General features: G+C 63.8%; 20 protein-coding genes, 1 tRNA gene and 1 pseudogene. 5 read left to right on the forward strand and 17 right to left on the reverse strand.

All coding sequences use genetic code 11. From position 1 onward, the window contains the following. Window positions 1-15: 15 nt before the first annotated feature. Together FXV83_RS26890 and nagA are read right to left on the reverse strand one after the other, a co-directional pair. Window positions 16-1,497, reverse strand: coding sequence for a hypothetical protein (locus FXV83_RS26890; RefSeq protein ID WP_187436180.1), 1,482 nt, complete (start codon window positions 1,495-1,497; stop codon window positions 16-18). Between the two features lie 568 nt (window positions 1,498-2,065). After that, window positions 2,066-3,250: an N-acetylglucosamine-6-phosphate deacetylase gene (nagA, locus tag FXV83_RS26895; protein WP_148742599.1), complete on the reverse strand. Its 1,185-nt coding sequence runs from the start codon at window positions 3,248-3,250 to the stop codon at window positions 2,066-2,068. 332 nt (window positions 3,251-3,582) lie between these two features. Between nagA and FXV83_RS26905 the strand changes: the two genes are divergently transcribed. Both FXV83_RS26905 and FXV83_RS26910 read left to right on the forward strand, forming a co-directional pair. After that, window positions 3,583-4,521, forward strand: a complete 939-nt coding sequence (locus FXV83_RS26905; protein WP_148742600.1) for an N-acetylmuramic acid 6-phosphate etherase — start codon at window positions 3,583-3,585, stop codon at window positions 4,519-4,521. Window positions 4,522-4,539: 18 nt separating this feature from the next. Further along, on the forward strand, window positions 4,540-5,538 hold the full coding sequence (locus tag FXV83_RS26910) for an SIS domain-containing protein (protein WP_148742601.1): 999 nt from the start codon (window positions 4,540-4,542) through the stop codon (window positions 5,536-5,538). Window positions 5,539-5,916: 378 nt separating this feature from the next. On the opposite strand, the gene FXV83_RS26915 is transcribed toward FXV83_RS26910, so the two are convergent. The 5 genes from FXV83_RS26915 to FXV83_RS26935 form a co-directional block, all read right to left on the reverse strand. Then, window positions 5,917-5,992, reverse strand: a tRNA-Lys gene (locus FXV83_RS26915). Window positions 5,993-6,160: 168 nt separating this feature from the next. Next, window positions 6,161-6,772 (reverse strand): Spy/CpxP family protein refolding chaperone, encoded by a 612-nt coding sequence (locus FXV83_RS26920; protein ID WP_187436181.1) that lies wholly within the window; start codon window positions 6,770-6,772, stop codon window positions 6,161-6,163. Window positions 6,773-6,960: 188 nt separating this feature from the next. Further along, window positions 6,961-7,962 carry a TRAP transporter substrate-binding protein gene (locus FXV83_RS26925; RefSeq protein WP_148742603.1) on the reverse strand — a complete coding sequence of 334 codons (1,002 nt, stop codon included), beginning with the start codon at window positions 7,960-7,962 and terminating at the stop codon, window positions 6,961-6,963. 298 nt (window positions 7,963-8,260) lie between these two features. Further along, entirely contained in the window at window positions 8,261-9,823 is a 1,563-nt protein-coding gene (locus FXV83_RS26930; RefSeq protein WP_148742604.1) for a 2-isopropylmalate synthase, read from the reverse strand. A 409-nt stretch (window positions 9,824-10,232) separates the two neighbouring features. Continuing rightward, window positions 10,233-10,478: a hypothetical protein gene (locus FXV83_RS26935; RefSeq protein ID WP_187436182.1), complete on the reverse strand. Its 246-nt coding sequence runs from the start codon at window positions 10,476-10,478 to the stop codon at window positions 10,233-10,235. Between the two features lie 272 nt (window positions 10,479-10,750). On the opposite strand from FXV83_RS26935, the gene FXV83_RS26940 reads away from it, so the two are divergent. Beyond that, the gene (locus FXV83_RS26940; protein WP_187436183.1) at window positions 10,751-11,974 is read left to right on the forward strand and encodes an SMP-30/gluconolactonase/LRE family protein; all 1,224 of its coding nucleotides are present in this window, start codon (window positions 10,751-10,753) and stop codon (window positions 11,972-11,974) included. Window positions 11,975-12,105: 131 nt separating this feature from the next. Here the strand turns inward: FXV83_RS26940 and FXV83_RS26945 are convergent, their stop codons facing one another. Then, entirely contained in the window at window positions 12,106-13,110 is a 1,005-nt protein-coding gene (locus FXV83_RS26945) for a ribonuclease Z (RefSeq protein WP_148742607.1), read from the reverse strand. Between the two features lie 194 nt (window positions 13,111-13,304). Between FXV83_RS26945 and FXV83_RS26950 the strand changes: the two genes are divergently transcribed. After that, on the forward strand, window positions 13,305-14,615 hold the full coding sequence (locus tag FXV83_RS26950; RefSeq protein ID WP_148742608.1) for an ABC transporter substrate-binding protein: 1,311 nt from the start codon (window positions 13,305-13,307) through the stop codon (window positions 14,613-14,615). Window positions 14,616-14,880: 265 nt separating this feature from the next. On the opposite strand, the gene FXV83_RS26955 is transcribed toward FXV83_RS26950, so the two are convergent. The 8 genes from FXV83_RS26955 to FXV83_RS26990 all read right to left on the reverse strand — a co-directional run bounded on the left by FXV83_RS26955 (window position 14,881) and on the right by FXV83_RS26990 (window position 22,923). Further along, on the reverse strand, window positions 14,881-16,050 hold the full coding sequence (locus FXV83_RS26955) for a Gfo/Idh/MocA family protein (RefSeq protein ID WP_148742609.1): 1,170 nt from the start codon (window positions 16,048-16,050) through the stop codon (window positions 14,881-14,883). A 45-nt stretch (window positions 16,051-16,095) separates the two neighbouring features. Continuing rightward, a complete protein-coding gene (locus FXV83_RS26960) occupies window positions 16,096-16,419 on the reverse strand; it encodes a septal ring lytic transglycosylase RlpA family protein (protein ID WP_148742610.1) in 324 nt (107 codons plus the stop codon). Window positions 16,420-16,547: 128 nt separating this feature from the next. Further along, window positions 16,548-17,393, reverse strand: a complete 846-nt coding sequence (locus tag FXV83_RS26965; RefSeq protein WP_148742611.1) for a CmcJ/NvfI family oxidoreductase — start codon at window positions 17,391-17,393, stop codon at window positions 16,548-16,550. Between the two features lie 343 nt (window positions 17,394-17,736). Next, window positions 17,737-18,837 carry an LLM class flavin-dependent oxidoreductase gene (locus tag FXV83_RS26970; protein ID WP_148742612.1) on the reverse strand — a complete coding sequence of 367 codons (1,101 nt, stop codon included), beginning with the start codon at window positions 18,835-18,837 and terminating at the stop codon, window positions 17,737-17,739. A gap of 28 nt (window positions 18,838-18,865) precedes the next feature. Further along, window positions 18,866-20,038 carry an acyl-CoA dehydrogenase family protein gene (locus FXV83_RS26975; RefSeq protein ID WP_148742613.1) on the reverse strand — a complete coding sequence of 391 codons (1,173 nt, stop codon included), beginning with the start codon at window positions 20,036-20,038 and terminating at the stop codon, window positions 18,866-18,868. Next, window positions 20,032-20,829 carry an ABC transporter ATP-binding protein gene (locus FXV83_RS26980; RefSeq protein ID WP_148742614.1) on the reverse strand — a complete coding sequence of 266 codons (798 nt, stop codon included), beginning with the start codon at window positions 20,827-20,829 and terminating at the stop codon, window positions 20,032-20,034. Before FXV83_RS26980 ends, FXV83_RS26975 begins: the two co-directional genes overlap by 7 nt. Beyond that, the gene (locus FXV83_RS26985) at window positions 20,823-21,845 is read right to left on the reverse strand and encodes an ABC transporter permease (protein WP_148742615.1); all 1,023 of its coding nucleotides are present in this window, start codon (window positions 21,843-21,845) and stop codon (window positions 20,823-20,825) included. The genes FXV83_RS26980 and FXV83_RS26985 overlap by 7 nt, the downstream gene beginning before the upstream one ends. Continuing rightward, complete coding sequence (locus tag FXV83_RS26990; protein ID WP_148742616.1) at window positions 21,823-22,923, reverse strand: ABC transporter substrate-binding protein; 1,101 nt, start codon at window positions 22,921-22,923, stop codon at window positions 21,823-21,825. Before FXV83_RS26990 ends, FXV83_RS26985 begins: the two co-directional genes overlap by 23 nt. Before the next feature lie 491 nt (window positions 22,924-23,414). Between FXV83_RS26990 and FXV83_RS26995 the strand changes: the two genes are divergently transcribed. Beyond that, window positions 23,415-24,395, forward strand: coding sequence for an ABC transporter substrate-binding protein (locus FXV83_RS26995; protein ID WP_148742617.1), 981 nt, complete (start codon window positions 23,415-23,417; stop codon window positions 24,393-24,395). Between the two features lie 202 nt (window positions 24,396-24,597). Here the strand turns inward: FXV83_RS26995 and FXV83_RS27000 are convergent. Next, window positions 24,598-24,679 (reverse strand): annotated as a pseudogene (locus FXV83_RS27000) (short-chain dehydrogenase); the annotation flags it as partial.

Consider the following 24,679-nt stretch of genomic DNA (forward strand, 5'->3'; position numbering starts at 1 on the left):
TCACGGCGGAGCGACTCACCTGCCAATTCTGGGAATGCCGAAATCCCGGCCGTATTCCCGTTCGAGGTTTCTGATCGTGGTTTCGAGATCGATCGTCTTGCGCGGCGTTGGCCGCACTTCCTTTTCGTGAGGCTTCGCTTCCTGCTTGGTATCCTGCGCTCGAGCATCCGAGGACTTGGCGTCCTGCAGCCGGTCGTTCAACTGCTCGATGGTTTGATTCCGCGCGGCGATGGTCTGATCGCGCGCCGCAATGTCCTGCTTGCTCCGGTCGAGCTCGGCCTGAAGCGCCGCCAGCCTGCCCTCCTGCTGTTGATTTTTGGCGCGCGCCTCCGCCAGTTGCTGCTGGCTCGTCGCGCGCGCCTCGTTCAACTGCCGCTCGAGTTCCTCGTTTGCACCGGTGGGATTCGGCGGCGGTTGATCCCTGAGCCGAGCCTCGACTCGTTTCAGTTCACTGACGGTCCTCTCATAGGCCTCGTGCTGGGACTGCAACGCACCCTGCAATTTTTCATTGAGCGTCTTGGCTTCATCCAGCTTGGCCTGCGTAGCTTCCGAAGCCGATCCTTCCTCAGGGCGGAAGAAGTATCCGCCAACACCACCGGCGCCGCCCGAAACCGCAGCCATCGCCGCCATCGCCATCGTGCCGAAGGACCGCCTGGTCGTGACCGGTACCTTGCCGCTGTCGACAAGATCCTTCAGCTTCACCTGCAATTCGTCGATCAGCGAGTCCTTTTGCGCGACCTTGTCCTGGTGACCGTCCGCAACCCTTTCGATCTCGGTGGCATGGCGCTGTTTCAGCGTTTCGATCAGTTTCTCGCTTGCTGTCAGCCTGCCCTGGAATTCGGCCACGGCCCTTTCCTTGACCGTCGCAAGATCGCGCGTGAGCGCTGTGACCTTCTCATGGTGATCGTCCGCGGCTTTCTTGATCTCACTGGCATGCTGTTGCTTCATGGCGTCGACGAGCTTCTCGCTCGCCGTGACCTTGCCATGGAACTCGGCCGCGACCTTTTCCCTAGGCCTCTCAAGATCGACCGTGAGCGCCGCGATCTTCGCGTGACCGACTGCAACCTCTTCCTTGAGCTGGTCCTGAGTGGTGCTGAACTGCGATTTCGCGGCCTCAAGCTCAGACTTCAGGGCCGTGACGTTCTTTTCACTCTCCGCAAGGCTTTCGCGCAGGCGACTCTGCTCCGCCATGCGCGCTTCAGTATCATCCACCGCGTCGGTGATTGCCCTTTCCCTGAGGACCTTCAGCTCACCCCTTGCTTCCTCCAGTTCGCGCGTCGCGGTGTCCAGGTCCTGTTGCAGCGAGTTGATGGCCTGTCGGCTTTCGCGCAGCGCCTCGAGTAGCCGATGCACTTCATCGTTGGGGGGATCTGGTTCTTGCGACGGAGGTGCGAGACGGCTTCCGCAATACTGGCAGAATCCCTTTCCAGCAGGATTATTGCGGCGGCAATTGGGATTGGGACAAGCTATCGTCATTGATGCCGGCTCAAGAGACACTCGAGAAAATCTTGGAGTCGTCCAGCCGGCAGCGTTGCTACTCACGCTGTCAAGCCTGGCCGCAATCACAAAACTACAAGGCAAGCTTACATCTCGACCAAATGGGCGAGTGTCGACGCAATCGTGCTTAGCCTGACATGATGGCCGCCTCCGCTAATCCCGCGGACACTAGCTGTAAGCACAATCCAAAATCGCAAATTATCGATGACGAAAATACGTCTGATTTTTGGCGTATTGTAGCGGCTCCAAAGCCGGCCAGCCTGAACGAACCTATTGCGCGGCGAAACGAAGCGAGGTCCCGGTGCATGAGCATCTCTGCCGGTTGTTGTTGGCAACATACACCACCGTGGCGGAGATCAAATGTGAGATCATTCACTTTGTAGCAAAAGAACGCCCGCCGGGACGACGGACCCTGCGACTGAGAGAGTTTCTCGCACGAAATCAGATGCACCTGAACTTGTTGGAGAAGAACGGCATAAATTCATTATCGCGCCGAAGGTTGAGTGGCGGACGGTATTGACTGCTCACTGCCGAGGAAAGAAGGCTTCTACTTCGTGACTAAGTAACTTCACAGCTTGCGGTGAGAAGCCTCGCTCGCCTCGACCATCGTCCCGACACCGCCTATCCATGTGCCGACGACTTCAAAGTTCGGACTGAAGGCGACCAGGTCTGCGCGGTATCCAGGCGCGATCCGTCCAAGCTCGGACTCAAGGCCCAGAAATGCCGCGGGCGTCCGAGAGGCCATGATGAGGGCATCGACCAGGGAGATTCCGAGCAGCGCAACAGCGTTGCGCACCGCCTCGATCGTGGTGAGGTGAGCGCCCGCGAGCGTGCCGTCGGGGCCAGTCAGGCGATTTTCGTGCAACGTGATCTGCCTTCCTTGCAGCATGAATTGCCAGTCTTTCGTGCCCGCCAGTGGCATGGCATCGGTGACCAGCATCAATCGATCACGTCCCTTGCAGCGGAAGGCAACACGCAAACCGGCGCGGTCAACGTGGATGCCGTCGCAGATGATACCTGCAAACAGCCGGTCATCCGCGAGCGTGGCGCCCACCAGGCCCGGCTCCCGGGCGTTCAACTGCGACATGGCATTGAAGAGATGGGTCACCCCCGAGACACCGCGATCGACCGCCTGCCGGATTTCGGCTGCGGTGGCGTCGCTGTGGCCAGCCGCAATACGCAATCCGGCGCCGATCAATTCATCGATCATGGACGCGGGCACGCATTCCGGGGCCAAGGTCACAATGGAGCGGCCGCGGCTGCCAAAACTCTTGATCGCAGCGAGATCGCGCTGATCGGGCACGCGTATCTCCGCTTCCGGATGAATGCCCTTGCGAGACCTGTTGAGGGCCGGTCCTTCCAGATGAAAGCCGAGAACGCCGGGAATCTTCAGACAAGCCTGGGCGACCGCAGCCAATCGCTCGATGACCTCGCTGCGATCGGTGATGAGGGTCGGCAAGCAGCCGGTGGTCCCCTCCTTGCGGTGCGCCTCGACGATGCGTCGAACGCCAGCCTCCGTTGGCTGATCGTTGAGCAGGACGCCCCCGCCTCCGTTCACCTGGATGTCGATGAATCCGGGTGCAAGGGTCGCGTCTGCGGGAAGATAGATTGGGGCGCGCGGCTCCGCCTCGCCGAAGGTGATGCTTTCAATCCGGCCTTGCGAGATCCTGACTGACCCCGGTCCGCGCATGTCGGCACCATCAAAGATGTGCTGCGCGGCAATCGTGAGAGAGGAAGATCCAGCGTGGCCCATTAGTATTGATCCGAGAATGGTAGTCACGGACTCGTGAGGCGAGTCCCCGTGCAAGACTTCATATGTGCACCAAGGAGCTTTGGAGGACCCGAAGCGAAACCTTCGCGTTAACTTTCCATGGGAACAACAGGTAGCACGTATCTCGGCATTGATGGCGGCGGAACCCGCTGCCGCGCCCGGATCGAGGACGAAAACGGCAGGCTACTGTCCTGATGCCGACGCGGCGGCCGGCGCGTTACCGGTGGCACGACGGCGGCTTGACCTGCCCAAGAGAGAAGCTGACCATGATCAGGCTTCGAAATTCCGCGTTTGATGGCGCATGGATCAACTATATGGCCACCGAAGAAGTCGATCCCCGCTTTGTCGATCTTGATGCATGGTCGCTGACGTCGGCGATGGAAGCGATGTGGGAAGGCCAGCTTGCGGCAGTTGCGGCGATCGGCCATGCCCTTCCCGCGATCACTGCGGCAACCGATGCAGCCAAGGCCGCGCTGGGCGATCACGGACGCATTGTGTACGTCGGCGCCGGCACCTCGGGCCGCGTGGCGGTCCAGGACGGCGCCGAGCTGACGCCGACCTTCGCCTGGCCCAGCGAGCGCGTCCGCTTCATCGTCGCCGGCGGAGATAGCGCCTTCGTCACCAGCATCGAGGGCGCGGAGGATGATGTCGACGACGCGGTCAGGCAGATGAATGCCGCGTCACTCACGCCGCACGACGTGGTGATCGCCGTTGCCGCCAGCGGCACAACGCCATTCACCGTCGCGGCGCAGCAGCAGGCAGGCTCTTCCGGTGCGGTGACGATCGGTGTCGCCAATAATCCCGGCACCGCACTGCTTGCATCGGCAAGGTTTCCGATATTGATCGAGACGGGCCGCGAGCTGATCGCCGGCTCCACCCGGATGAAGGCGGGCACCGCGCAGAAGGTTGTGCTCAACCTGATCTCCTCAGGGATCATGCTGCGCCTTGGCCGGGTCTATCGCGGCATGATGGTGAACATGCAGCCGACCAACGCCAAGCTGAAGCGGCGCGCCGAGGCCATGGTGGCGCAAATCGCGCGCTGTGATCGGTCGCACGCGGCGCTCTGGCTCGAGCAGGCCGAGGGAGACATCAAGACGGCCGGCCTTCTGGCGTTGGGTGTCGACAGGGTTGATGCCGAGACCATTCTGAAAAACTGCAACGGCAACCTTCGGCGCGTGTTTGCCGAGCTCGCCAAGGATCCCGACCGGCATCCCAAGGAAGTGGCGCCGCGCAAGCAAGGCGGAGCGGGTTAAGCCGTGACGACATCCGCGATGGCGAGCGAAATCGGGGAAAGCGCGGATGTTGTCGCCAAACTCGTTCGTAGCCGCCCCGCCACGCGCGAGATCGCACAGCGAATCGGGATTGGCTCCGCCCCACTGTGCGTCGTGTGCGGCCGGGGAAGCTCCGGGCATGCCGGGGTTTTCTTGAGATATCTTGTCGAGACGCGGCTTCGCCTTCCCGTTTCAGCCAGCGCGCCTTCTGTGATCACGGCATTTCGCACGCGCCTGATGCTGCGCCATGCGTTGTTCATCGTGATCTCGCAATCCGGGCGAAGCCCGGATCTTGTCGCAGCGACAAGGTCGGCGCGCGACGCGGGCGCCCGCACCATCGCCATCGTCAATGCGACTTCGTCGCCGGTGGCTGACGAAGCGGAGTTCGTCGTTCCGATCGAAGCCGGCAGGGAGCACTCCGTAGCGGCGACCAAGACCGTGATCGGCTCGATGGCCGCCAGCGCCGAACTTGTTGCCGAGCTGGCGGAAGATCGTGCGCTGCGGTCAGCCCTTGACGGGCTGCCCAAGCGCCTGCACCGCGCGCTGGCGCTCGACTGGTCCGAGATTGCCGATGATCTCGCCAAGGCGTCGGCCGTGTTTGTGGCGGCACGGGGCCTGGGGCTGGGCTCGGCGCGGGAGATCGCGCTCAAACTTTCGGAAATCCTGCGCCTGCCTTCCATCGGTCTGAGCGCCGCCGAGCTGCAGCATGGACCGCGCGCCGCGTTGTCATCGCGCACGCCTGTTGTCATGATACGCCTCATGGATGAAACGGCGGCCACGGTGGACGCCCTCGCGGAAGAATTGCGCGAGCAAGAGATCCCGTTGCATCTATGCGGCGGACCGCATGGCTCGCTGCCCTGGTTGGCCGAGGATGATCCCGCCACCGACCCGATCACCATGCTCGTTCCGGCCTATCGGATGATCGAGCAGACGGCGCGCGCCTGTGGATTTGACCCGGATCGTCCCCCTCGACTGAGCAAGATTACGGAGACGTTTTGACGGCTGACTGTTCGCTGCCGGCGGCCGAAAAGTGGAGCACCGCCGCACCAGTTTCGCACCAGAAACGACGTCGCCAAAGCGTAACAACGCCATCAAAAGCAAACGAAAGCACAGCAGGATCAACGAATCTGGCGGATATCCTCCCGCTCATAACGACTTGGTTGCAGTCCGATTGCGACCTGCCTCCCGCATCCGCGAGGCGCGCCGACTGACCCCGAGATCGACCATTGGCACTAAGATCGCACAAGAAACCCGTTGCTGAGAACAAAATTGGTCACTTCTGCAAACATACAGATCCAAGACTGTTGCGCGCTGCTTGCCCGCGAAAGCTCCGGATGCCGTGGCCTACCTAAGCGACTGATGCTGTTTGGGATTTAGTGGTGGGCGCACCAGGGCTCGAACCTGGGACCCGCTGATTAAGAGTCAGCTGCTCTACCAACTGAGCTATGCGCCCGAAAGGCGGGCAATGCCTTGCGAGGCCGGTCGTTTAGCAAAGCGAACCGGGTATGGCAAGCGATGCAACGAAGGTTTTCCAACGGTTCGTCCACAAGCCCCAAAATGCGAAAAGCCGCTGGATTCCAGCGGCTTCGCCAAGGTTGATCCCCGGAAGATCCCGCCTTCCTTACAGCCGGCCCTCGCGATCCCGGTCCGGACCGCCGTCCCGATCGAAATGGTCGCCATGGAAGCGATCCATACCCCGCTCCATCATGCGGTCCATGCCGCGCTCCATGAAGCGGTGGTGCGGACCGTCGTCGCCGCCGCCGAACGGACCGCGATGGCGGGTCAGCACGGCGAGGCGCCGCTTCTGGCCGTCATCCAGCGTCTTGTAGAGGGGCTCGGCCGCATCGGCGATCTTCTTCAGGGCCGCGGAGGTCGCGCCCATGTCCTCGGCGCGCTGGCGCAGGCGGGCGACCGGATCCTCTGGCTTGCCGGCATCTTTGTCGGCGTCTCCGGGGCCGGCATTCATCCGCGCGTTGGCGCGGTCGATGCGCAGCTTGGCGAGCTCGCGCACGGCGGTCTCGACCGGCGGCCACAGCTTGTCCTGATCGGCATTGAGCTTCAGCCCGGCATGGACCGCGGCGATCCGCGCGTCGACGAAGGCGGCGCGGTCTTCCGGGTTCATGCGCGTGTGGCGGAAGTGCTCCATCCACGGGCGATGATGATATTGGGCATAGACCGCGCCCGAGCCGGCGATGCTGAGCGCGGCGATGGCGGCGATGGTGAACTTCTTCATACGGACCTCCTGTGGAAGGATGCTCCGGAAGATGGGCGCAAGCGCCATCGCATTCAACTTACAAGTTGGACAGGGACTTACCCTTACCAAGATGTAATTCGTTGTCGCAGTTTGAAATCATTCGCAACAGGGAATGGCATCAATGGACTGGAGGGCTCCTGATACCGCCAGAAGCCCTCTCGTTCATGTCAGTTCGTCGTGCTCTTCGCTTCCTTCTGGAACTCGTCGATCAGCGGCTGGCCGACACGGCCTGCGGCGTCCTTATAGACCGGCTCCATCGCCTTGCGCATCGCCTCGTCCTGCTCCGGCGTCAGCTTGATGATCTCGCTCTTGCCGCTCTTTTTGATCTCGGCGAGCGCGGCGTCGTTCTCCTTCTGCGACTGCGTATTATTGAAGTCGGTCGCCTCCTTCATCGCCTTTGCAAGCTGGTCGCGGATGTCGGCCGGCAGCTCATCCCAGAACTTCTTGTTCACGATCACGACGTAGCCGATATAGCCGTGGTTGGTCTCGGTGATGTACTTCTGCACCTCGTGCATCTTCTGGGTATAGATGTTCGACCAGGTGTTCTCCTGGCCGTCGACCACGCCGGTCTGGAGCGCCTGGTAGACTTCCCCGAAAGCCATCACTTGCGGGAGCGAGCCGAGCGTCTTGAACTGCGCCTGCAGCACCCGTGAGGACTGGATACGGAACTTGACGCCCTGGTAGTCGCCAGGCGTCACCAGCTTCTTGTTGGCGCTCATCTGCTTGAAGCCGTTGTCCCAATAGGCAAGACCGGTGATGCCCTTGGAGTCCAGCAGCTTGAGCAGTCTCGCGCCGAGCGGGCCTTCCGTCACCTTCCGCAGCGTCTTCAGGTCGGGAAGGATGTAGGGCAGATCGAACACCTCGAATTCGCGGATGCCGAGCGGTCCGAATTTCGAGTTGGACGGCGCGAGCATCTGCACGCTGCCCAGCTGAAGCGCCTCGAGCTCTTCCTTGTCCTTGTAGAGCGTCGAGTTCGGATAGACCTCGATCTTGACCTTGCCCCCGGTGTATTTTTCGGCAAGCTCCTTGAACTTCTCCGACGCCTTGCCCTTCGGCGTGTCGGTGGCGACGACGTGGCTGAACTTGATGATGATGGGATCGGCGCTGGCGGGGCCGACGAGACTCAAGGCCAATACCGCGACGGACGCCGCGATCGCGAAGGTGCGCATAATCTCTCCCTGCTGTGTTATCTGGGCCGCCCGGCGCGCGGATGGCCGATTCCTTATGCCGGCAGCATCAATAGCGGCCGGGAGGCGGAGCCGCTATTGGCCGTTAGCAGGGCAGCTATTCATCATGAATGCCGCTGCGCTCCCTCGCCCGCTTGCGGGAGAGGGTTGGGGAGACGGTGTTTCCGCAAAGAGACTTCCCCAGAGGAGAGAGCCCTCACCCGCCACGCTTGGGACAATGCTTCGCATCGCCCGGGCGCGTCGGCCTCTCCCGCAAGCGGGAGAGGCGAGGTCGGCTTCGTCAGCTTGCCGCCGCCGCCGTTACCGTATCGCGCTGGCGCTTCATCACCATCTTGTTGAGCGCGCCGAGATAGGCCTTTGCCGAGGCCACCAGCGTGTCCGGGTCCGCCGCACGCGCCGTCATCGCACGTCCCTCATGCGACAGCCGTACCGAGACTTCGGCCTGCGCGTCGGTGCCTTCGGTCACCGCGTGCACCTGGTAGAGCTCGAGCTTGGCCTCGTGCGGCACCAGACGCTTGATGCAGTTGAACACCGCGTCCACCGGGCCGTTGCCCTCGGCTTCCTCGATCTTGATCTGCCCGTCGACGTCGAGCTTCATGGTCGCGCGCTGCGGACCATGGGTGCCGGCGATCACGGTCAGCGAGGTCAGCTTGATGCGGTCGTGCGAGGCGGCCATCTCCTCGTCGACCAGCGCCTCGATGTCCTCGTCGTAGATGTCCTTCTTGCGGTCGGCCAAGGCCTTCATCCGCGTGAACGCATCTTCCAGCTGGTTCGGGCCGAGCTTGTAGCCCATCTCCTCCAGCTTGTGCACGAAGGCATGGCGGCCGGAATGCTTGCCGAGCACCAGCGACGACTGCTTCAGGCCGACCATCTCGGGCCGCATGATCTCGTAGGTGGACGCGTCCTTCAGCACGCCGTCCTGGTGAATGCCGCTCTCATGCGCGAACGCGTTACGGCCGACGATCGCCTTGTTGTACTGCACCGGGAACGAGGTCGCCGCCGACACCACCTTCGAGGCGCGAGTGAGCTGCGTGGTGTCGATCTTGTTCCAGTAGGGGAATTTGTCGTTGCGCACGTTGATCGCCATCACGATCTCTTCCAGCGCGGCGTTGCCGGCGCGCTCGCCGATGCCGTTGACGGTGCACTCGACCTGGCGCGCGCCGCCGACGATGCCGGCCAGCGAGTTCGCAACCGCCATGCCGAGATCATTATGGCAGTGCACCGAGAACACCGCCTTGTCGGAGTTCGGCACGCGCTCGATCAGCGTCTTCATGAAGTGGGAATATTCGTCCGGCGTCGTGTAGCCGACGGTGTCGGGGATGTTCACCGTGGTCGCGCCGGCCTTGATAACCGCCTCCACGATGCGGCAGAGGAAATCCATCTCGCTGCGCGTGCCGTCCTCGGCCGACCATTCGACGTCGTCGATCTGGTTGCGCGCGCGCGCGACCATGGCAACCGATGTCTCAAGCACCTGCTCCGGGGTCTTGTTCAGCTTCACCCGCATATGCAGCGGCGAGGTCGCGATCACGGTATGGACGCGGCCACGCTTTGCGAACTTAACTGCTTCGGCGCAGCGGTCGATGTCGGCCGGGTGCGCGCGCGACAAGCCAGCGATCACCGCGCTCTTGGAACGTCGGGCGATTTCGCTGACCGCCTGGAAGTCGCCTTCGGAGGTGATGGGGAAGCCGGCTTCGATGACGTCGACCCCCATATCGTCCAGCAGCTCGGCGACCTCGAGCTTCTCCTCGAAGGTCATGGTGGCGCCGGGGCACTGCTCGCCGTCGCGCAGCGTGGTGTCGAAAATGATGACGCGGTCCTTGTCGGACTTGTTCACGGGAGCCATTTCAAATTTCCTTTTGAGCTTTCGCGCCGGTCATTTCCTGGGGCGCTGTCGGGGTCCGCTGATCTCGTACATCCCCTGAGTGCCCAGGCGCGCAGCGCCCAGCCGGCCCTCAGGGGCAAGTAAGAAGAAGCCCGCCAATAAGAAGGGTGGGCAGCGCGGCCGGGATCGTGGCGGCGGCCAGAGCCACCTCCCTCGAAATCCCATCGATTTGGCCGCGAATCAGCATTGCCAGACCCTTTTTGAGCCCACAAATCCTCGGTCAAAACCGTTGACGATAGGTTGCCGGGAACTCAATGGATCGTTTCTTAAACGAAAAATAGGCGCAACTGCAACGCCAAAAGATGGTCAGCGGAATTGACCTAGTTGCAGGTGGCGAGTCTCCCGGTCCGATCGGCGCGTGAGCTGACGGCTATCCTGCGCGGCGGGCGCGGGCCCTGCTTTCCCAGCGGTTCAGCATCTGGCCGAGCTCGCCTGTGGCCGGGGGCACGATCTCGTTGGTGTTGGCAGGCGCTGCGGCGGGGAGCCAATCCGGCTGCGTATACTCACGCCAGCGGCGGGCTTCCGCACGCCGTTTGCGGGACAGGAAATCGCGCGTGAAATAACCCGCGGCGAACGCGATGGCGAGCGCCAAGAACAGTACGACAGCGGCTAGCACAACGAACTCCGTCATTTGCCCCAGGAGCGAGTTCTGCCAACATCGCGTGCGAGGTCAAGGCTTGACAGGCGACAAAACCAGCTCCGGTTGATCTGCAAGGTGGAACGAATTGTCGCGTTGCGACTTCAGCAACCCGGTGTGCGTCAAGTTCCGCGTTGCCAGGAGGCGCGCAAAGGATGCGAACCGGCGCTCGCAACCGGACGCAGACCGGACTAACCTTCACAGCTGCTCGGCCGGATCAACCGGCCAGCGAACATGACCGGGAGGACGCGATGACACGCCAAAAGCAGCGTGACCAGGATGCTGCGCTTTCACGACGAACGCTGGTCCAGGGGCTTGCCCTCTGCGCCGGTGCCACCATGGCAGGCGCGGGCCAGGCGCTGGCCCAGGCCGGCCCTGCCGCGCCGCCGACGACAATCACCACCCCGCCGCGCGATTTCGGCCCGGGCGGCGCGCCGACCACTTATTTTTGGGATCCCGACATCATCGCGGTCGATCCGTCCTTCAACGACCTCGCCCAGCCCAATACTGCGATCAAGCGGCTCTATACCGGTTTGCTGTGGGCCGAAGGTCCCGCCTGGAGCGCGCAAGGACGGTATCTGCTCTGGAGCGACATTCCCAACAACCGGCAGATGCGATGGAGCGAGGACGATGGACGTGTCAGCGTGTTTCGCGCGCCGTCCAACAACTCCAACGGCAACTCGTTCGATTTCCAGGGCCGCCAGCTCTCCTGCGAGCACCTGACCCGGCGGGTGACGCGTTACGAGCATGACGGCACCGCCACGGTGCTTGCGGACTCCTATCAGGGCAAGCGGCTGAACTCCCCGAACGACGTCGTCGCGCATCCGGACGGCAGCTACTGGTTCACCGATCCGCCCTATGGCGGCCAGCTCTACGAAGGCGAGCCCGACACCGCGGGCGGCCCAAGCAATTCCGGTGGCAAGCTCAATCCGCGGATCGGACAGCCGGCCGGTTTCGTGGCCGGCAAGCGCGAGCTCCCGACCAACTGCTACCGCATCGACCCCTCCGGCCGTGTCGATCTCGTCGTCACCGAAGAGCAGGTGCCTGATCCCAACGGCCTGTGCTTCTCGCCCGACTTCAAGAAGCTCTACGTCGCCTCGACCGGCAAGGGACCAGGCGACACCGGGCCTGGCGGCAAGGGCGAGATCTTCGTGTTCGACGTCGGCAGCGATAACAAGCTCAGCAATCCAAAGCGGTTCAGCGATTGCACGATCGACGGTGTGAAGTGCGGGCCGGACGGCGTGCGCTGCGACGTCAACGGCAATATCTGGGCCTCCAGCAATGCCGGCCGCGCCGTCGGCTACAACGGCGTGACGGTGTGGTCGCCTGACGGCAAGCTGCTCGGCCGCATCCGCCTGCCCGAAGTCTGCGGCAACATCTGCTTCGGCGGTCCCAAGCGCAACCGCCTGTTCATGGCCGCGAGCCAGTCACTCTACGCGGTCTACACGGCGACACAGGGCGCAGGGCCCGGCTGAAGCCGACCACGCGATCCATAAGTGAAGGGCGCCGGCCTGAACTGCCGGCGCCCGATCGTTTTGTGCACGCGACATTTGCTTACATGCCGGGGATTTCATCGCCTAAGGGCGCGGGCCGGCGACAGCGATGGTCAAGGCGACGGCGCCGACTGGCCGGCAAAGGCGGCATCCGCTTCGGCGCGCAGCCGGTCGGGCGTGTCGAGGTAACGCGGCGAATAGTGAAACGTCGTCATCCGCTTCACGCCGGCGGTGCGGGCGAGATGGCCGGCCTGCGCGGCCGTCAGGTGCCGGCGTTGCTGTGCAAGATCCGCATCGTCGCCTGCAAAGGCCGCCTCGATGAAGAGATGATCGGCACCTCGCGCGAGCGCGATAATGTTCTCCGCGTTGGCGGGGGTGAAGGCGACGTCGGTCACGTATGCTACGCGCTGTCCGGGCGCGACTTTGAGCGCGTGCCGCGTGAGTTCACCGAGTTTGATAATGCGGCCGGCATCCACGGCAATCGACGCATCCTCCCCCGCACCACTGCGGACCGCGCGCTTGGCCGCGTTGAGCCAGGGGCCGACGTCGAGACCAAGCTGCGCCAATCCGACGGTCCAGACGTTGACCCGCACCGTCTCCTGCAACGCAAAACCGAGGCAGGGAATGCCGTGATCAAGCGTCACCGCCTCGATAGAGAGATCGCCGTCCCGGAACACCAGCCCCGGCGGCAAGACCGCTTTCTCGTACCGCGCCGCGCGAAACTGCTGCCTTGCTGGAAAGATGGTCCAGTCGCCAAGCCGGCCGTCGTGAAACTCGGCGGCTTCAATCGCAAAGTCCTGCGAATTGGCATCGAGCAGATTCCAGCTGTAGCCCATGAGCTTCCCGGCGATGCCGTCGACGAGACCGGGCGGACCGATCATGCGCACCCGGCCGGGTTGCTGATGCCGGACCCGCAGCAACTGGTCGAAGCCGGCGAAGTGATCCATGTGCCGATGGCTGACGAAGACGTCGCTGATGCGCTGCAGTTCGCGGCTCGACAGCGGCGAGAGATCGCCGATGTCGAACAGCATGGCGCGCCGTCCGAACCTGAAGTCGACCAACAGGCCGGGATCGGCAAGCGGCTCGTTGACCAGGCGGCATTGAACCAGTTGAGCCATATCTCTTAGGACCTTCTCGCCTTAGGACCTTCTCACGACGCGGGGGATGGGCCTTTTTGTTGACTTTCGCAATTGCGTTGTGAGCCGCGGCCGCCGCGTATCGACCTTGGGCGATGTTGACTTTCCACGGTTCGCTCTGAATACTTCGCAAAAATAAAAGCCAGTCACAAAAGACGGTTCAGAGGGAGGATAGGATGGCGACTTCACGCAGGACCCTGCTGAAGACATCGGCTGCTGCTGCCGCCGCACTCAGCCTCGATTGGACACGAGCACAAGCGCAAGCCGAGACATTGCGGATCGGGCTGATCTACGATCTGACCGGTCCGTTCGCCGCCGGCGGCTCGGTCGCCTCCTCGGTCGGCGCGCAGATCGCCATCGACCTCGTCAACGAGAAGGGCGGTATCGGCGGCAAGACCAAGATCGTGCCGGTTGCGGCCGACTCCCAGAGCAAGCCCGATGTCGCGATCAACGAGGCCGAACGCCTGATCAACCAGGAGAAGATCGATATCCTCAATGGCGTCTATGCGAGCTCGCACGCCGTGCCGCTCGCCGCCAGGGTGGAGCAGCAGAAGAAGATCCTCTGGATCACGACCGCGGTGTCGACTGCCGTGTTCAAGGACAAGAACTTGCAATACGTGTTTCGCGCACAGATCCATTCCGACCAGTACGGCCAGGCCTTTGCAAGCTTCATCAACGAGCATGCGAAAGCCAAGCTCGGCATGGAGCCGAAGGACGTCAAGGTCGCGCTGATCCACGAGGACGGCCCCTATGGCGTCGGCGTCGCCGCCGCCGACGAGGCCTATGCCAAGCAGGCCGGCATCCAGGTGGTGCTGCGCGAAGGCTATTCGGCCTCCGCGCCGGACCTTTCCGTGCTGGTGACCAAGCTCAAGCGCGCCAAGGCCGACGTGATCTCGCATGCCGGCTACAACCCGGACATCACCCTGTTCCTGCGCCAGGCGCGTGAGAGCGGCCTGCGGTTCAAGATGCTGTTCGGCGCCGGCGCCGGTTACAGCCAGCTCGACAAGCTGCGCGCGACCTTCGGCCCCGACATCGACAATTTCTGCAACATCGACCCGGTGCCGGCGCAACTGCTTGATCCCGCCAAGCTCGCGCCGGGGATGGGCGACCTGATCAAGACCATGGTCTCGCGCTACCAGGCCAAGATGGGCGCCACCGACGTGCCGCCGCATTGCTCGATGGGTTTCAACCAGACCTGGGTGCTGCTCAACAACGTTCTGCCAGTCGCGAAAGAGAAATACGGCAGCTTCGAGCCCGAGGCGATCCGCAAAGCCGCGCTCGACGTCGATATTCCCGCCGGCGGCACCATTCAAGGCTATGGCGTCAAGTTCTTCCCGCCGGGCACGCCGCTCTCGGGACAGAACGAACGCTCGACCCCAGTCGTGATGCAGAATGCCGGTGAGCACATCTCGGTGGTATGGCCGACCAACATCCGCACGCGGGATCCGGTGTTTCCGCTGCCGAAGGGATCGACGTACGGGGCATAGGATTCAAGCCGCGCCGACGGTGCGCCCCCTCTCCCCTTGTGGGAGAGGGTGGCTCGCCGCGTAGCGGCGAGACGGGTGAGGGGTTCTCTCCGCGCATGCCCCTCTCGCATTCGAATTCGCTGAAGCAACCCCTCATCCGGCGCCATAGCCGAAGCTTCGCTTCGGCGTCCTTAAGAACGGCGGCCGAAGGCCGCCTATGCCACCTTCTCCCACAAGGGGAGAAGGATCAGCAGCCGGCACGTAGCTGATCAGTTCAGCGCGCTCTCTACAACACCACCCGCCGCCCCTCCTCCGCGGCCCAATAGCCGGCGTAGTTCACCTTGATCGTCTCGTACGCCAGCGCGAGGTCCGACAGCGGCTGCCGGCCGCTCGCGGTGCATTCCATGAAGTCCTGGATCTCCTGGAGATAGCCCCGCGTCCATTCCTCCTCGAGACAGACATATTGCCAGCCGGTTTTGCGATCGACCTTTTCGGTGATGTAGACGCTGGCGAGCTTCTCCTCGCTGGTCTGGTAGCTCACCAGATGCGTGTTCGGCGTGATGTTGGCGAACAGCGAGCCGCCGGAGGTGTAGGTCTCGATCAGATTGCGCACGCCGCCCATGATCATGTCGCCGGAGAACACGGTGGCCTTGGTGCCGTCGGAGAACGTCGCGGTCAGCGTGCCCCAGTCCTCGACGTCGACCGGATTGGCCTTGATGTAGGTGCGCTCCTCAGGCTTCAGGATAGCGGTGACGTTGCCGACATCGGCGGTGACGCTGGCGACGCGGATGGTCTCGCCGCGTGCCTTGGCCTCGACCTGCTTCAGATAGAGCACGGCCGAGAGCGGATGACAGCCCATGCGGATCAGCGAGCCGCCACCGGTCATGGCCCACTGCGCGGCGTGCGCCGCATGCGAGCCGGAATGGCTCTCCTCGCCCTTCATGAACAGGATCTTGTCTTTCGTCACCTTGATGATCTCCGCGGTCTTGGTCACCGCGGGCGCGTAGATCCAGTCCTCGGCATACATGAAGAGTTTTCCGGTACGTTCGATCGCCGCGCGCGTTGCGTCCATCTCCTCCAGCACGCGCTCATACATCAGCGCCTTCGGCACATGCTTGCCGATCGGCTGAGCATCGCCTTCGCGGCCGAAATAGCCGGCAAAGGGCTTTTCGCAGATGACGTGCTTGCCGGCCTGCATGCTGGCTACGATCATCTCGGCGTGGAGATTGGGCGGCGTGCAAATGTCGATGACGTCAAGCTCGCGGTCGGCGATCGCTTCCGCAAAGCTTCGGTAGACGCGCGGGATCTGGTGGCGGCTGGCGAATGCGACGACATGGTCGCCGCGCGCGGCGACCGCCGCGACCTCGACATCCACGCCGTAGACGCGCCGGAACGCATACATGTGCAGCTCCGAGACGAAGCCGCAGCCTATGAGCCCAACCCTGATCCTTGCCATAGCGCCCCTCATCTTGCTTGGCGGCACTATAGCGTGATCGCGGGCCTATTCCACCGAGACGCGGACCACGCCGGCGCTCATCATGCCGAGCGCGCGAGCGGCGGGGACGGAGAGATCGACGATACGGCCGCGAATGAAGGGGCCGCGATCATTGACGCGGCATTGGATCGAGCGGCTGCCATAGGACACCCTCAGCACGCTGCCGAAGGGGCGCGTCCGGTGCGCGCAGGTCAACTCGCCTTTGCCGGCTTTGCCGTAGCCGTAGTACGAGGCGAGTCCGCTCTCGGCGTGTGCAACGGAAGCAGAAGAAAACGAAAAAGTAGCAAGGCAAGAGACAAGGCAAGAGAATAGCGTCGTCTGCGCTCGCACGGCATCGCTCCGGGTTGGCCCTGCCCGAGGCGCAAACGTTCGTTGGTTCCCCTGGGTTCCCAGCCACTGCCGGGCATTGCCCGGCAGTGCCATCACACATTGTTACTGTTTGTGAAAGACCAGCGTGGTTACTGTTTGTGAAAGACCAGCGTGCGGACCTCGATGCTTTCACGCGGCGCCGCATCCGCCGGCGTGGTCGGGTCGACGAAAGCGGTGTGCGGCCCGAAGCGGGTGCGGCCGTCGGTTGCGGAATCATAGCACTTGAGGAGCAGCGCCTCGTCGGGCGTCATCTCGGGGAAATAGAACCAACGATGGTGCGGATTGTATTTCACTGAGTATGTCTCGCCGCGGCGATTGGGATAGATCAGGTCGGAGGCGATAAGATCATCCGGCGCGACCGTGCTGCCGTCGGCCATGGCAAGCGGAGAATCGCGCAAGGGCCCGCGGATCGGCCGCCACAGATTGATCACCTGAACCCGGCCCTTGAGCAGCTCTTCGGCTTCGTCAGGCAGATGCTCGCGCACACGGTTGGCGCCGGAGACGGCGGTCTGGTCGACATGGACGCGCGTCGCAGGCTGGCGCGGGCCGCCGCCGCGAATATCGGGCGCGCCGTCGACACGCTTGCGCACGGTGTGATCGAAGATCAAGACCCGGTCGGCTTTCAGCGTCGCCCGCAGAAAGGCCTCCACGGCTGGATAGTAGACTGCCCTCACCTCGGCGTCGTTGTAGAAGTCCTTGACCTGGTTCGGATGGCGCACCAGCGCAAAGCCCTCGCGATCGAGCGAGAAATTGTTGGCGATCAGCCGTGCATCGAAGATCGGAACCTGGTGCGGCTCCGGCAGCGATGTGCTCTTCGGCTCGCCCGGCGGCGGATCGAAGGCGTAGGTGCGCGGCTTGCCTGACGTTGGTGCGAGGTAGTTGAGTTCAGCAGTGACGAAGGGAAGCGATTCGATTTTAGTTTCTTGCAGGCCCATGGCCAGTCTCCCGATGTGGTCGTCTGGTTGATTTTTGACGAGGTGCGGCGCGGCGCAAGGCAGGCGGCGCAAATAGCAATGTGAGTGTTGTCGAGCGCAGGAAATGCAGAAGGAACGTTTTGAGCATAGCCCCGGGGCAGAAATCGGCGTTCTCATCTCACGAACGCTTGAGCAGCGCGTGAGACCTCGTGCCCAGACGCAGCGCAACGCTCCTTCAGCGTTGCACGCTGCACCACGCCCGCGACACGAGAGAAAGGCTTGACGGCTTACAACCCTGCTTTCGCAATCGCTGCCACCAGCTCAATCGACCCGAGCAGCAGCGCGCCGGCCAGCCATCAGCGCATCATTCCGCGGCCTCGCCGCGAATGGCCTGACGCTTGGTGATGAGCTCGCGCGTTAGCGGGATCAGCTCGCGGCCATATTCGATGGCGTCGATCAGGGGATCGAAGCCGCGGATCAGGAAGTGGGAGATGCCGAGGTCGTAATAGTCGCCGAAGGCTTCCGCGACCTGCTCGGGCGTGCCGACCAGCGCGGTGGTGTTGCTGTTGGCGCCGGTGAGCTTTGCGATCTCGGTCCAGAGACGCTTGTCGATGCGGCTGCCCTGATCGGCGAGCGCGAGCAGGCGCCGTGCGCCGGCCGTGGCGTGGCCGTCGGCAGGCTTGCGATAGCCGGTCTTGTCCTGAAGTGCGGTGGCGCGCGCCAATATGTCTTCCGCCTTTTCCCAGGCTTGCTTCTCGGTCGGCGCAATGATCGGTCGCACCGACAGGCTGAAGCGTGGCGTCGGCCGGCCCTGCCTGATCGCGGCGTTGTGAACGCGGGAGGTGACGTCGCGCACCTGCGCGTAGGATTCACCCCACAGCGCAAACGTATCGGCGTGCTTGCCGGCGACCTCGATCGCCGCATCCGAGGCGCCGCCGAAATAGATACGGATCCCCTCGGGACGATACGGCTTCACCTGCGAGAAGGCGTTCTCGACCTGGTAGTACTTGCCCTTGTAGGAGAACGGTTTGTCGCTGGTCCATTCCAGCTTGAGCACGTCGAGGAATTCGGAGGTGCGGGCATAACGCTCGTCCTTGTCGTCGAGCGTGTTGCCGTCCTGCCGGAGCTCCGTGGCGTTGCCGCCGGTGATGACGTGGAGCGCGACGCGGCCGCGCGAAAGCTGGTCGAGCACGGCGAACTGCCGCGCCAGCAGCGTCGGCGCGGTGAAGCCGGGCCGCTGCGCGATCAGCACGTTGAGCCGGCCGGTGACGCCCAGAACATGCTGGGCGACCTGGAGGGCGTCCGGCGCGGTGGAGTGAAACGCCAGCAGCGCGCGATCGAACCCGGCATTCTCATGCGCCTTCGCCACCGTCTCGATGTGGGTGCGATTGAGGATCGGGCCCTCGCGGACGACGGTCTCGGACGAATTGTTGTTGCTGATAAAGCCGATGAACTCGATCGACATGATCGTCTCCCTGATGTTTGGCGGAAACCTAAAGTCCCAACGCGGCACGGCCGAGGCCGATGCGTGTGGAATCGTCCTGCGGTGTGTGCACGCGTCCGCACAGCACGTCGCGATAATGCCGCTCCAGCGGGTTGGCGCGGGACAAGCCGTGATTGCCGGTCAGCGACAGCGCGTCCTCGACCACCGCAACGGCATTGTTGGTCACGGTCAGCTTGATGACGTTGGACTCCGTGGCCGAAAGTTCGACGCCGTCGTCGAAATCGCCCGCGAAGGAGTTGATCAGCCGTGCATTGACAGCCAGCCGGGCCTCGATGGCGCCGAGGATTTCCTGGGCCCGAGGCAAGGTCGCCAGCGGCGCGTCGAGGCTGGCGGGGGCGCGCTGCTTCAGGAACGCGATCAGCCAGTCACGCGCCGCGCGCGCGACACTGTCATAGATCGCGGCGACGAAGACCGTATGGACGATCGCCTGCGTGACGTCGGGCACCCGCCAATCCGCAGGCTTGCGGACATCGACCTCGGAATCGAGCGGGATGACGACATCGTCGAAAATGACGTCGTGGCTGCCGCTCGCGCGCAGGCCGTGATGGTCCCAAGTCTCGACGATGCGCGTCCCCGGCAGCCCCGCGGGGACCAGGAACTGTCCGATCCGCGGCTCGACCTCGTCGGTCCGCGCCCAGACCAGATACCATTTCAGGATCGGCGACCCCGTCGAATAGATCTTGTGGCCGGTGAGACGCCATCCGGTCTCGGTGCGCCGTGCGATAGTCGCCGGCAGGCCGCCGCGCGCCGGCGAGCCGAGCTCCGGCTCGACGCGCAGCGCGTTGACCAGTGCAAGGCCCTCTACAGTCTCGCGCGCGAGCTTGCGCGACAGCCGCGCCGGCCAAGTCTGGCTCCGCGCCATCACCAGATGGTTGATGTAGTGCATCGACAGCACCAGCGCGGTCGACGGATCGGCCTTGCCGACGATGCCGATCACGCGCGCGGTGTACCTTGCGCCGGCACCGGCGCCGCCATGGGCCGCCGGCACCGTCAGCGACAGCAGCCCCGCTTCGGAGAGCTCGCGAAAGTTCTCGAACGGAAAGCTGCCGGTGCGGTCGTATTCGGCCGCACGCGCCGCAAATGCTCCGGCCAGCGCCTCGGCCCGCGCGATGTAGTCGGGCTCGCTATGGGCCGTGCGCCCTTTTGCTGCGGAAGTCACCATGTGGCATCCAGCCCCAGCAGGCCCAGAATTTGGCGACGCAGATCCGCCAGATACGGATCGCCGCGGTGGCGCGGATAGGGCCGGTCCACCCGGATATCGGCCTTGACCCGCGCCGGACGATCGCTGAAGACGATGACGCGGTTGGCGAGCACCAGGGCCTCTTCGGCATCATGCGTCACCAGCAGCGTGGTAAAGCCCTTGCGCTGCCAGAGCGAGACCAGCTCGGCCTGCATGGTGATGCGAGTGAGCGAGTCGAGCTTGCCGAGCGGCTCGTCCAGGATCAGGATTTTGGGATCGTTGACCAGCGCGCGGGCGAGCGCAACGCGTTGCGCCATGCCGCCGGAGAGCTGATGCGGATAGGCATTGCGAAAGGACGCGAGGCCAACGAGATCGAGCGCGGCATCGACGTGGTGGCGCTGGCTCCTAAGGATGCCCTGCGCTTCCAGCCCCAGCGCGACATTGTCCCAGACCGAGCGCCAGGGAAACAGCGTCGGGTCCTGGAACACGACGACGCGCGAGGGATGCGGACTTTTGATGCGGTTCTCGTCCTCGCGCAGCGTTCCGGACCTGGGTTTGTCGAGGCCCGCGACGAGACGCAGCAAGGTCGACTTGCCGCAGCCGGAGGGGCCGAGCAGCGCGACGAACTCGCCGGGCTCGACAGAGATGCTGACGTCGTCGAGCACCGGCAGCTCGGCACCGTCGATGTCGAAGGCGTGGCTGACCTGCTCGATATCGAGCGCGGCGCCTGCGGCCGCGTGTGTAATGGATTCGGCGAGTGCTGCGACTACCATTTCACGGTCCCCTTCTGCCACACCAGCAGGCGATCACGGATCGCAAACAGCAGCGTGATCGCGCCGGAGCAGAGCAGCGACATCACGATCAGCGCAGCATACATGTTGGCGTAGGCGGCCCAGCCCTGCGCCCATTGCAGGTACCAGCCGAGCCCGGCCTTGACCCCGATCATCTCGGCGACGACCAGCACGGCAAACGACGAGCCCAGGCCCATGAACAGGCCGACGAACACGTGCGGCAATGCCGCAGGGATTGCGACCTTCAGCACCAGGAAGGACGGCTTTGCCCCCAGCGTGCGCGCGACGTCGTAATAGGCGTTGCTGACGCTCGCGACCCCCGACCAGGTCAGCACGGTAACAGGAAAACAGGTTGCCAGCGCGATCAGGAAGGTCGAAGCGCTCCAGCTCGACGGGAACGTGAAGAAGGCGATCGGCAGCCAGGCGGTCGCCGGCAGCGGGCCGATGAAGCGCAGCACCGGATGCACCCAATAGCCGACCGCGCGCGACCATCCGATCGAGACACCGGTCAGAAAGCCGATCGTGGCGCCGATCAGATAGCCGCCGAGCTGGAGCTTGACCGAGGCAAAAACGCTGTCGAGCAGCTTTGGCAAATCATCGGTATAGACCTCGATGATCGACTGCGGCGGCGGGAAGAACGGCAGCGGCAGCCAGGCGAATTTTGCAGTCGCCACCTCCCATAATGTCAAGAACGCACCGAGCGCCACCAGCCACGGCGCGCGCTTGCGCAAGCCGCGACCCGCCGATCCGAGATAATCGGCGCCGACGGTTCCGAACAGGGCGACCGCGGCGACGATGAAGGCCGCAATCCCGAGGGAGTGCGTCCGCGACCAGTCGCCGACGTCCTCCCACCACAGGCAGGAGAGGCCAAAGCCGATCCAGGCGACACTGGCGAGGATGCCGACGCCGGATTCCCGCACCCAGATCGCAAGCAGTGGTGCGCGCGAGACCCCCGGCGCGCCGGAGGCGAGGCCGTCAGACAGCGAATACGTCGACATAGATGCGCTCCGCGAATTTGGCGGTGTCGGTGCTCTGCTTGAAGACCTGCACGCTCTTCAGATCGTCGGCATAGGCCTTGAGCTCGCGCTTCAGCACCTCGCCCACGGGATGATGGTGGTGGGTGTGGTAGCGCACCATGCCTTCGATATCGGCGAGTGTGGCTGCCTTCGGCGCGTAGGGCTGGAACGACTTCGCCGCGACGACGGGATTTTGCGAAGTGGACATCGCAGCATCGAGCAGCGCCTGCGTGATGGCGCGCGCGACCTGCGGCTCCTCGCGCACCAGGCTGCCGCGCAGGCCAAGGATGCAGCAGCTTTTTTCGCGATACTCGCCGTCGAGATTGGAGGCGACTTCCTTGTACTGGCTGTCCTTGAGCCAGAGATAACCGAGCGGATCGGACGAGAGGAAGGCTTGGACCTCGCCCTTCTCCACCGCGACGTTGAGGAGGTTGCCGGGATAGGCGCGCCAGTCGACGTCCTTGTTGGGATCGATGCCGAGCTTGGCGAGCTGGATCGAGAAGAAGTTCTTGTCCGGGCCGGCGAGATCGCCGACCGCGACGGTCTTGCCCTTGAGATCGGCGAGCTTGCTGACGCCGGAGTCGGTGCGCGACAAGACGCGCATGCAACCGCCATGGGTGCCGGCGGCGATCTTGACGTCAAAGCCCTGCTCCAGCGGCTTCAACCAGCGCAGCGCCATGCCGAGGCCGGCGTCGCTCTTGCCGGTGGCGATTGCCTCGAGCAGCTGGTCGGTCGAACCCGAATAGTTGACCAGTTCGACGTCGAGATTGTGCTTCCTGAAGAAGCCGTGCTCGATGGCGACCGGCACCGGCGCGAGGCAGACCGCGCCGGCGTTCCACGACAGCTTCAGCTTGCGCGGCGCACCGGTGAGCGCGGGGCTGTCTGCCGCCGTCCGGCACAGCGGAAATTCCGAGAAGTCGACACCGGGCGCGATCGCGCGCGGCGCAAAGGCCTGCGCGCCCAGCGCACCAAGCGGCGCGGCGAAAGCCGCAGCCAACCCCGCCTGGAGCAGATGGCGCCGGTCGAGGCTCGATCCGCCGCGTTTGGTCTCGTTGTTCATCCGCTTCTTGCTCCTGCGCTGGCACGGCTTCGCCGACTACGCAACACCCGGCGTTGCGCATGTTCCGTGCGGAGCTGCGTTGAAAGAAAATCTGTCCGTCGGCGATCACGCGCCGCGTTGATGCGATGCGCAAATCATGCGGCGCGCTCTTCATATCGTCAATGAAATGGAATTTCGAATGTTGCACCGAGCGAATTCATTCTCTCCATCGGCACGCACGGAAACGATGAAACGATTTCCACCGAGTGCGTCGGCTCGCGATCCTCGCGGCGACTCCAGCACCTGCATCATTCTTGCGCATTGCCGGCTGCTCGCGCCGGGCTTTCTCGAAAGCACGGATTCGTTGAAAGGTCCTTGCTCATCGCGCGCGCAATACGGTCAGCCATTTCATTGACTGCACTTTGCGTGCCCATAGACTTGATCGTCTCGCTGCATCGCTCGCTCACGCGTCGTGAGCAAAGCAACAAGACAGATCAAGCAAGACAAAGCACATGAGCATCAACTCCCACGACCATCCCATCACGCGCCGGCTCGCGGCATCGCTGTTCGCTGCAGCCATCACCTTGTCGACGGCCGCCGCGTCGTTCGCGGCCGACACGGTCGTGCTCCGCGTCGGCGACCAGAAGGGCGGCAACCGCTCGCTGCTCGAGATTTCAGGCTATGCGAAGGACCTTCCGTACAAGATCGAATGGTCGGAATTCCCCGCTGCGGCACCGATCCTGGAAGCGCTCCACGCCGGGGCGCTCGACGTCGGCTATACCGGCGACCTCTCCTTCCTCTCAGTCTACGCGGCCGGCGCGCCGATCAAGGCGATCGGCGGCACGAGATCGGAGGCGAAGACGCAAGCGATCCTGGTGCGCCAGGATTCGCCGATCAAGTCGGCGGCCGACCTCAAGGGGAAGCGCCTCGCCGGCACCCGCGGCGGCTGGGGCCAGTTCCTGATCGATGCGACGCTGGAGAAGGCACAGATCAAGCTCGAGGACGCGATCTTCGCCCCGCTCGGCCCGGTCGATGCCAAGATCGCGCTGGTCGCGGGCTCGATCGACGCCTGGGCGGTGTGGGAGCCCTACGTCTCGTTCGCGACGCTCAAGGACAAGGCCCACGTGATCGCCGACGGCGAAGGCCTCACGCCCACCATCACCTTCATCGTCGCCTCCGACAACGCCATCGCCACCAAACGCGCGGCGGTGCAGGACCTCGTGCAGCGGCTGAACAAGGCGCGGCTGTGGTCGCTGGATCACTTGGGCGAGTACGCGAAGAACACGGCCGAGCTGACCAAGCTGCCCGAAGACGTGCTGCTCTCGGCCTACACGGCGCAGCGCACCAGCCCGATCGTGATCGACGCGAACGTGGTGAAGGAGGTGCAGGATGCCTCCGACCGGTCGACGCGCTACGGCATCCTGCCGAAGAAGCTCGACGTCAGCCAAGCCGTCGACCGCAGCTTCACGGCCGCGGCCGCCGGGTCGAACTAGACGAGATGACGTTCGGACCGAGCCGCGGGCTCGCTCAATCTCTCCCGCTTGCGGGAGAGGTCGGCGCAGCGCGCCGGGTAAGGGCTTTCTCCTCAGGGGGATCTCGCCCGTGGAGACATCCCTCGCCCTCTCCCGCGAGCGGGAGAGGGAGCGCAGCATGCGTCGCAGCTACATCTCGACCCGATGCTGTAAACTCAGCCAGTTAACTAATCGTCGCGCCGCCGTCGATCACCATCGTCTGGCCGGTCATGAAGTCGCCGGCCTTCGAGCCCAGGAACACGGCC

Origin of the sequence: Bradyrhizobium hipponense, assembly GCF_008123965.1 — a bacterium.
Classification (GTDB): Bacteria; Pseudomonadota; Alphaproteobacteria; order Rhizobiales; family Xanthobacteraceae; genus Bradyrhizobium; species Bradyrhizobium hipponense.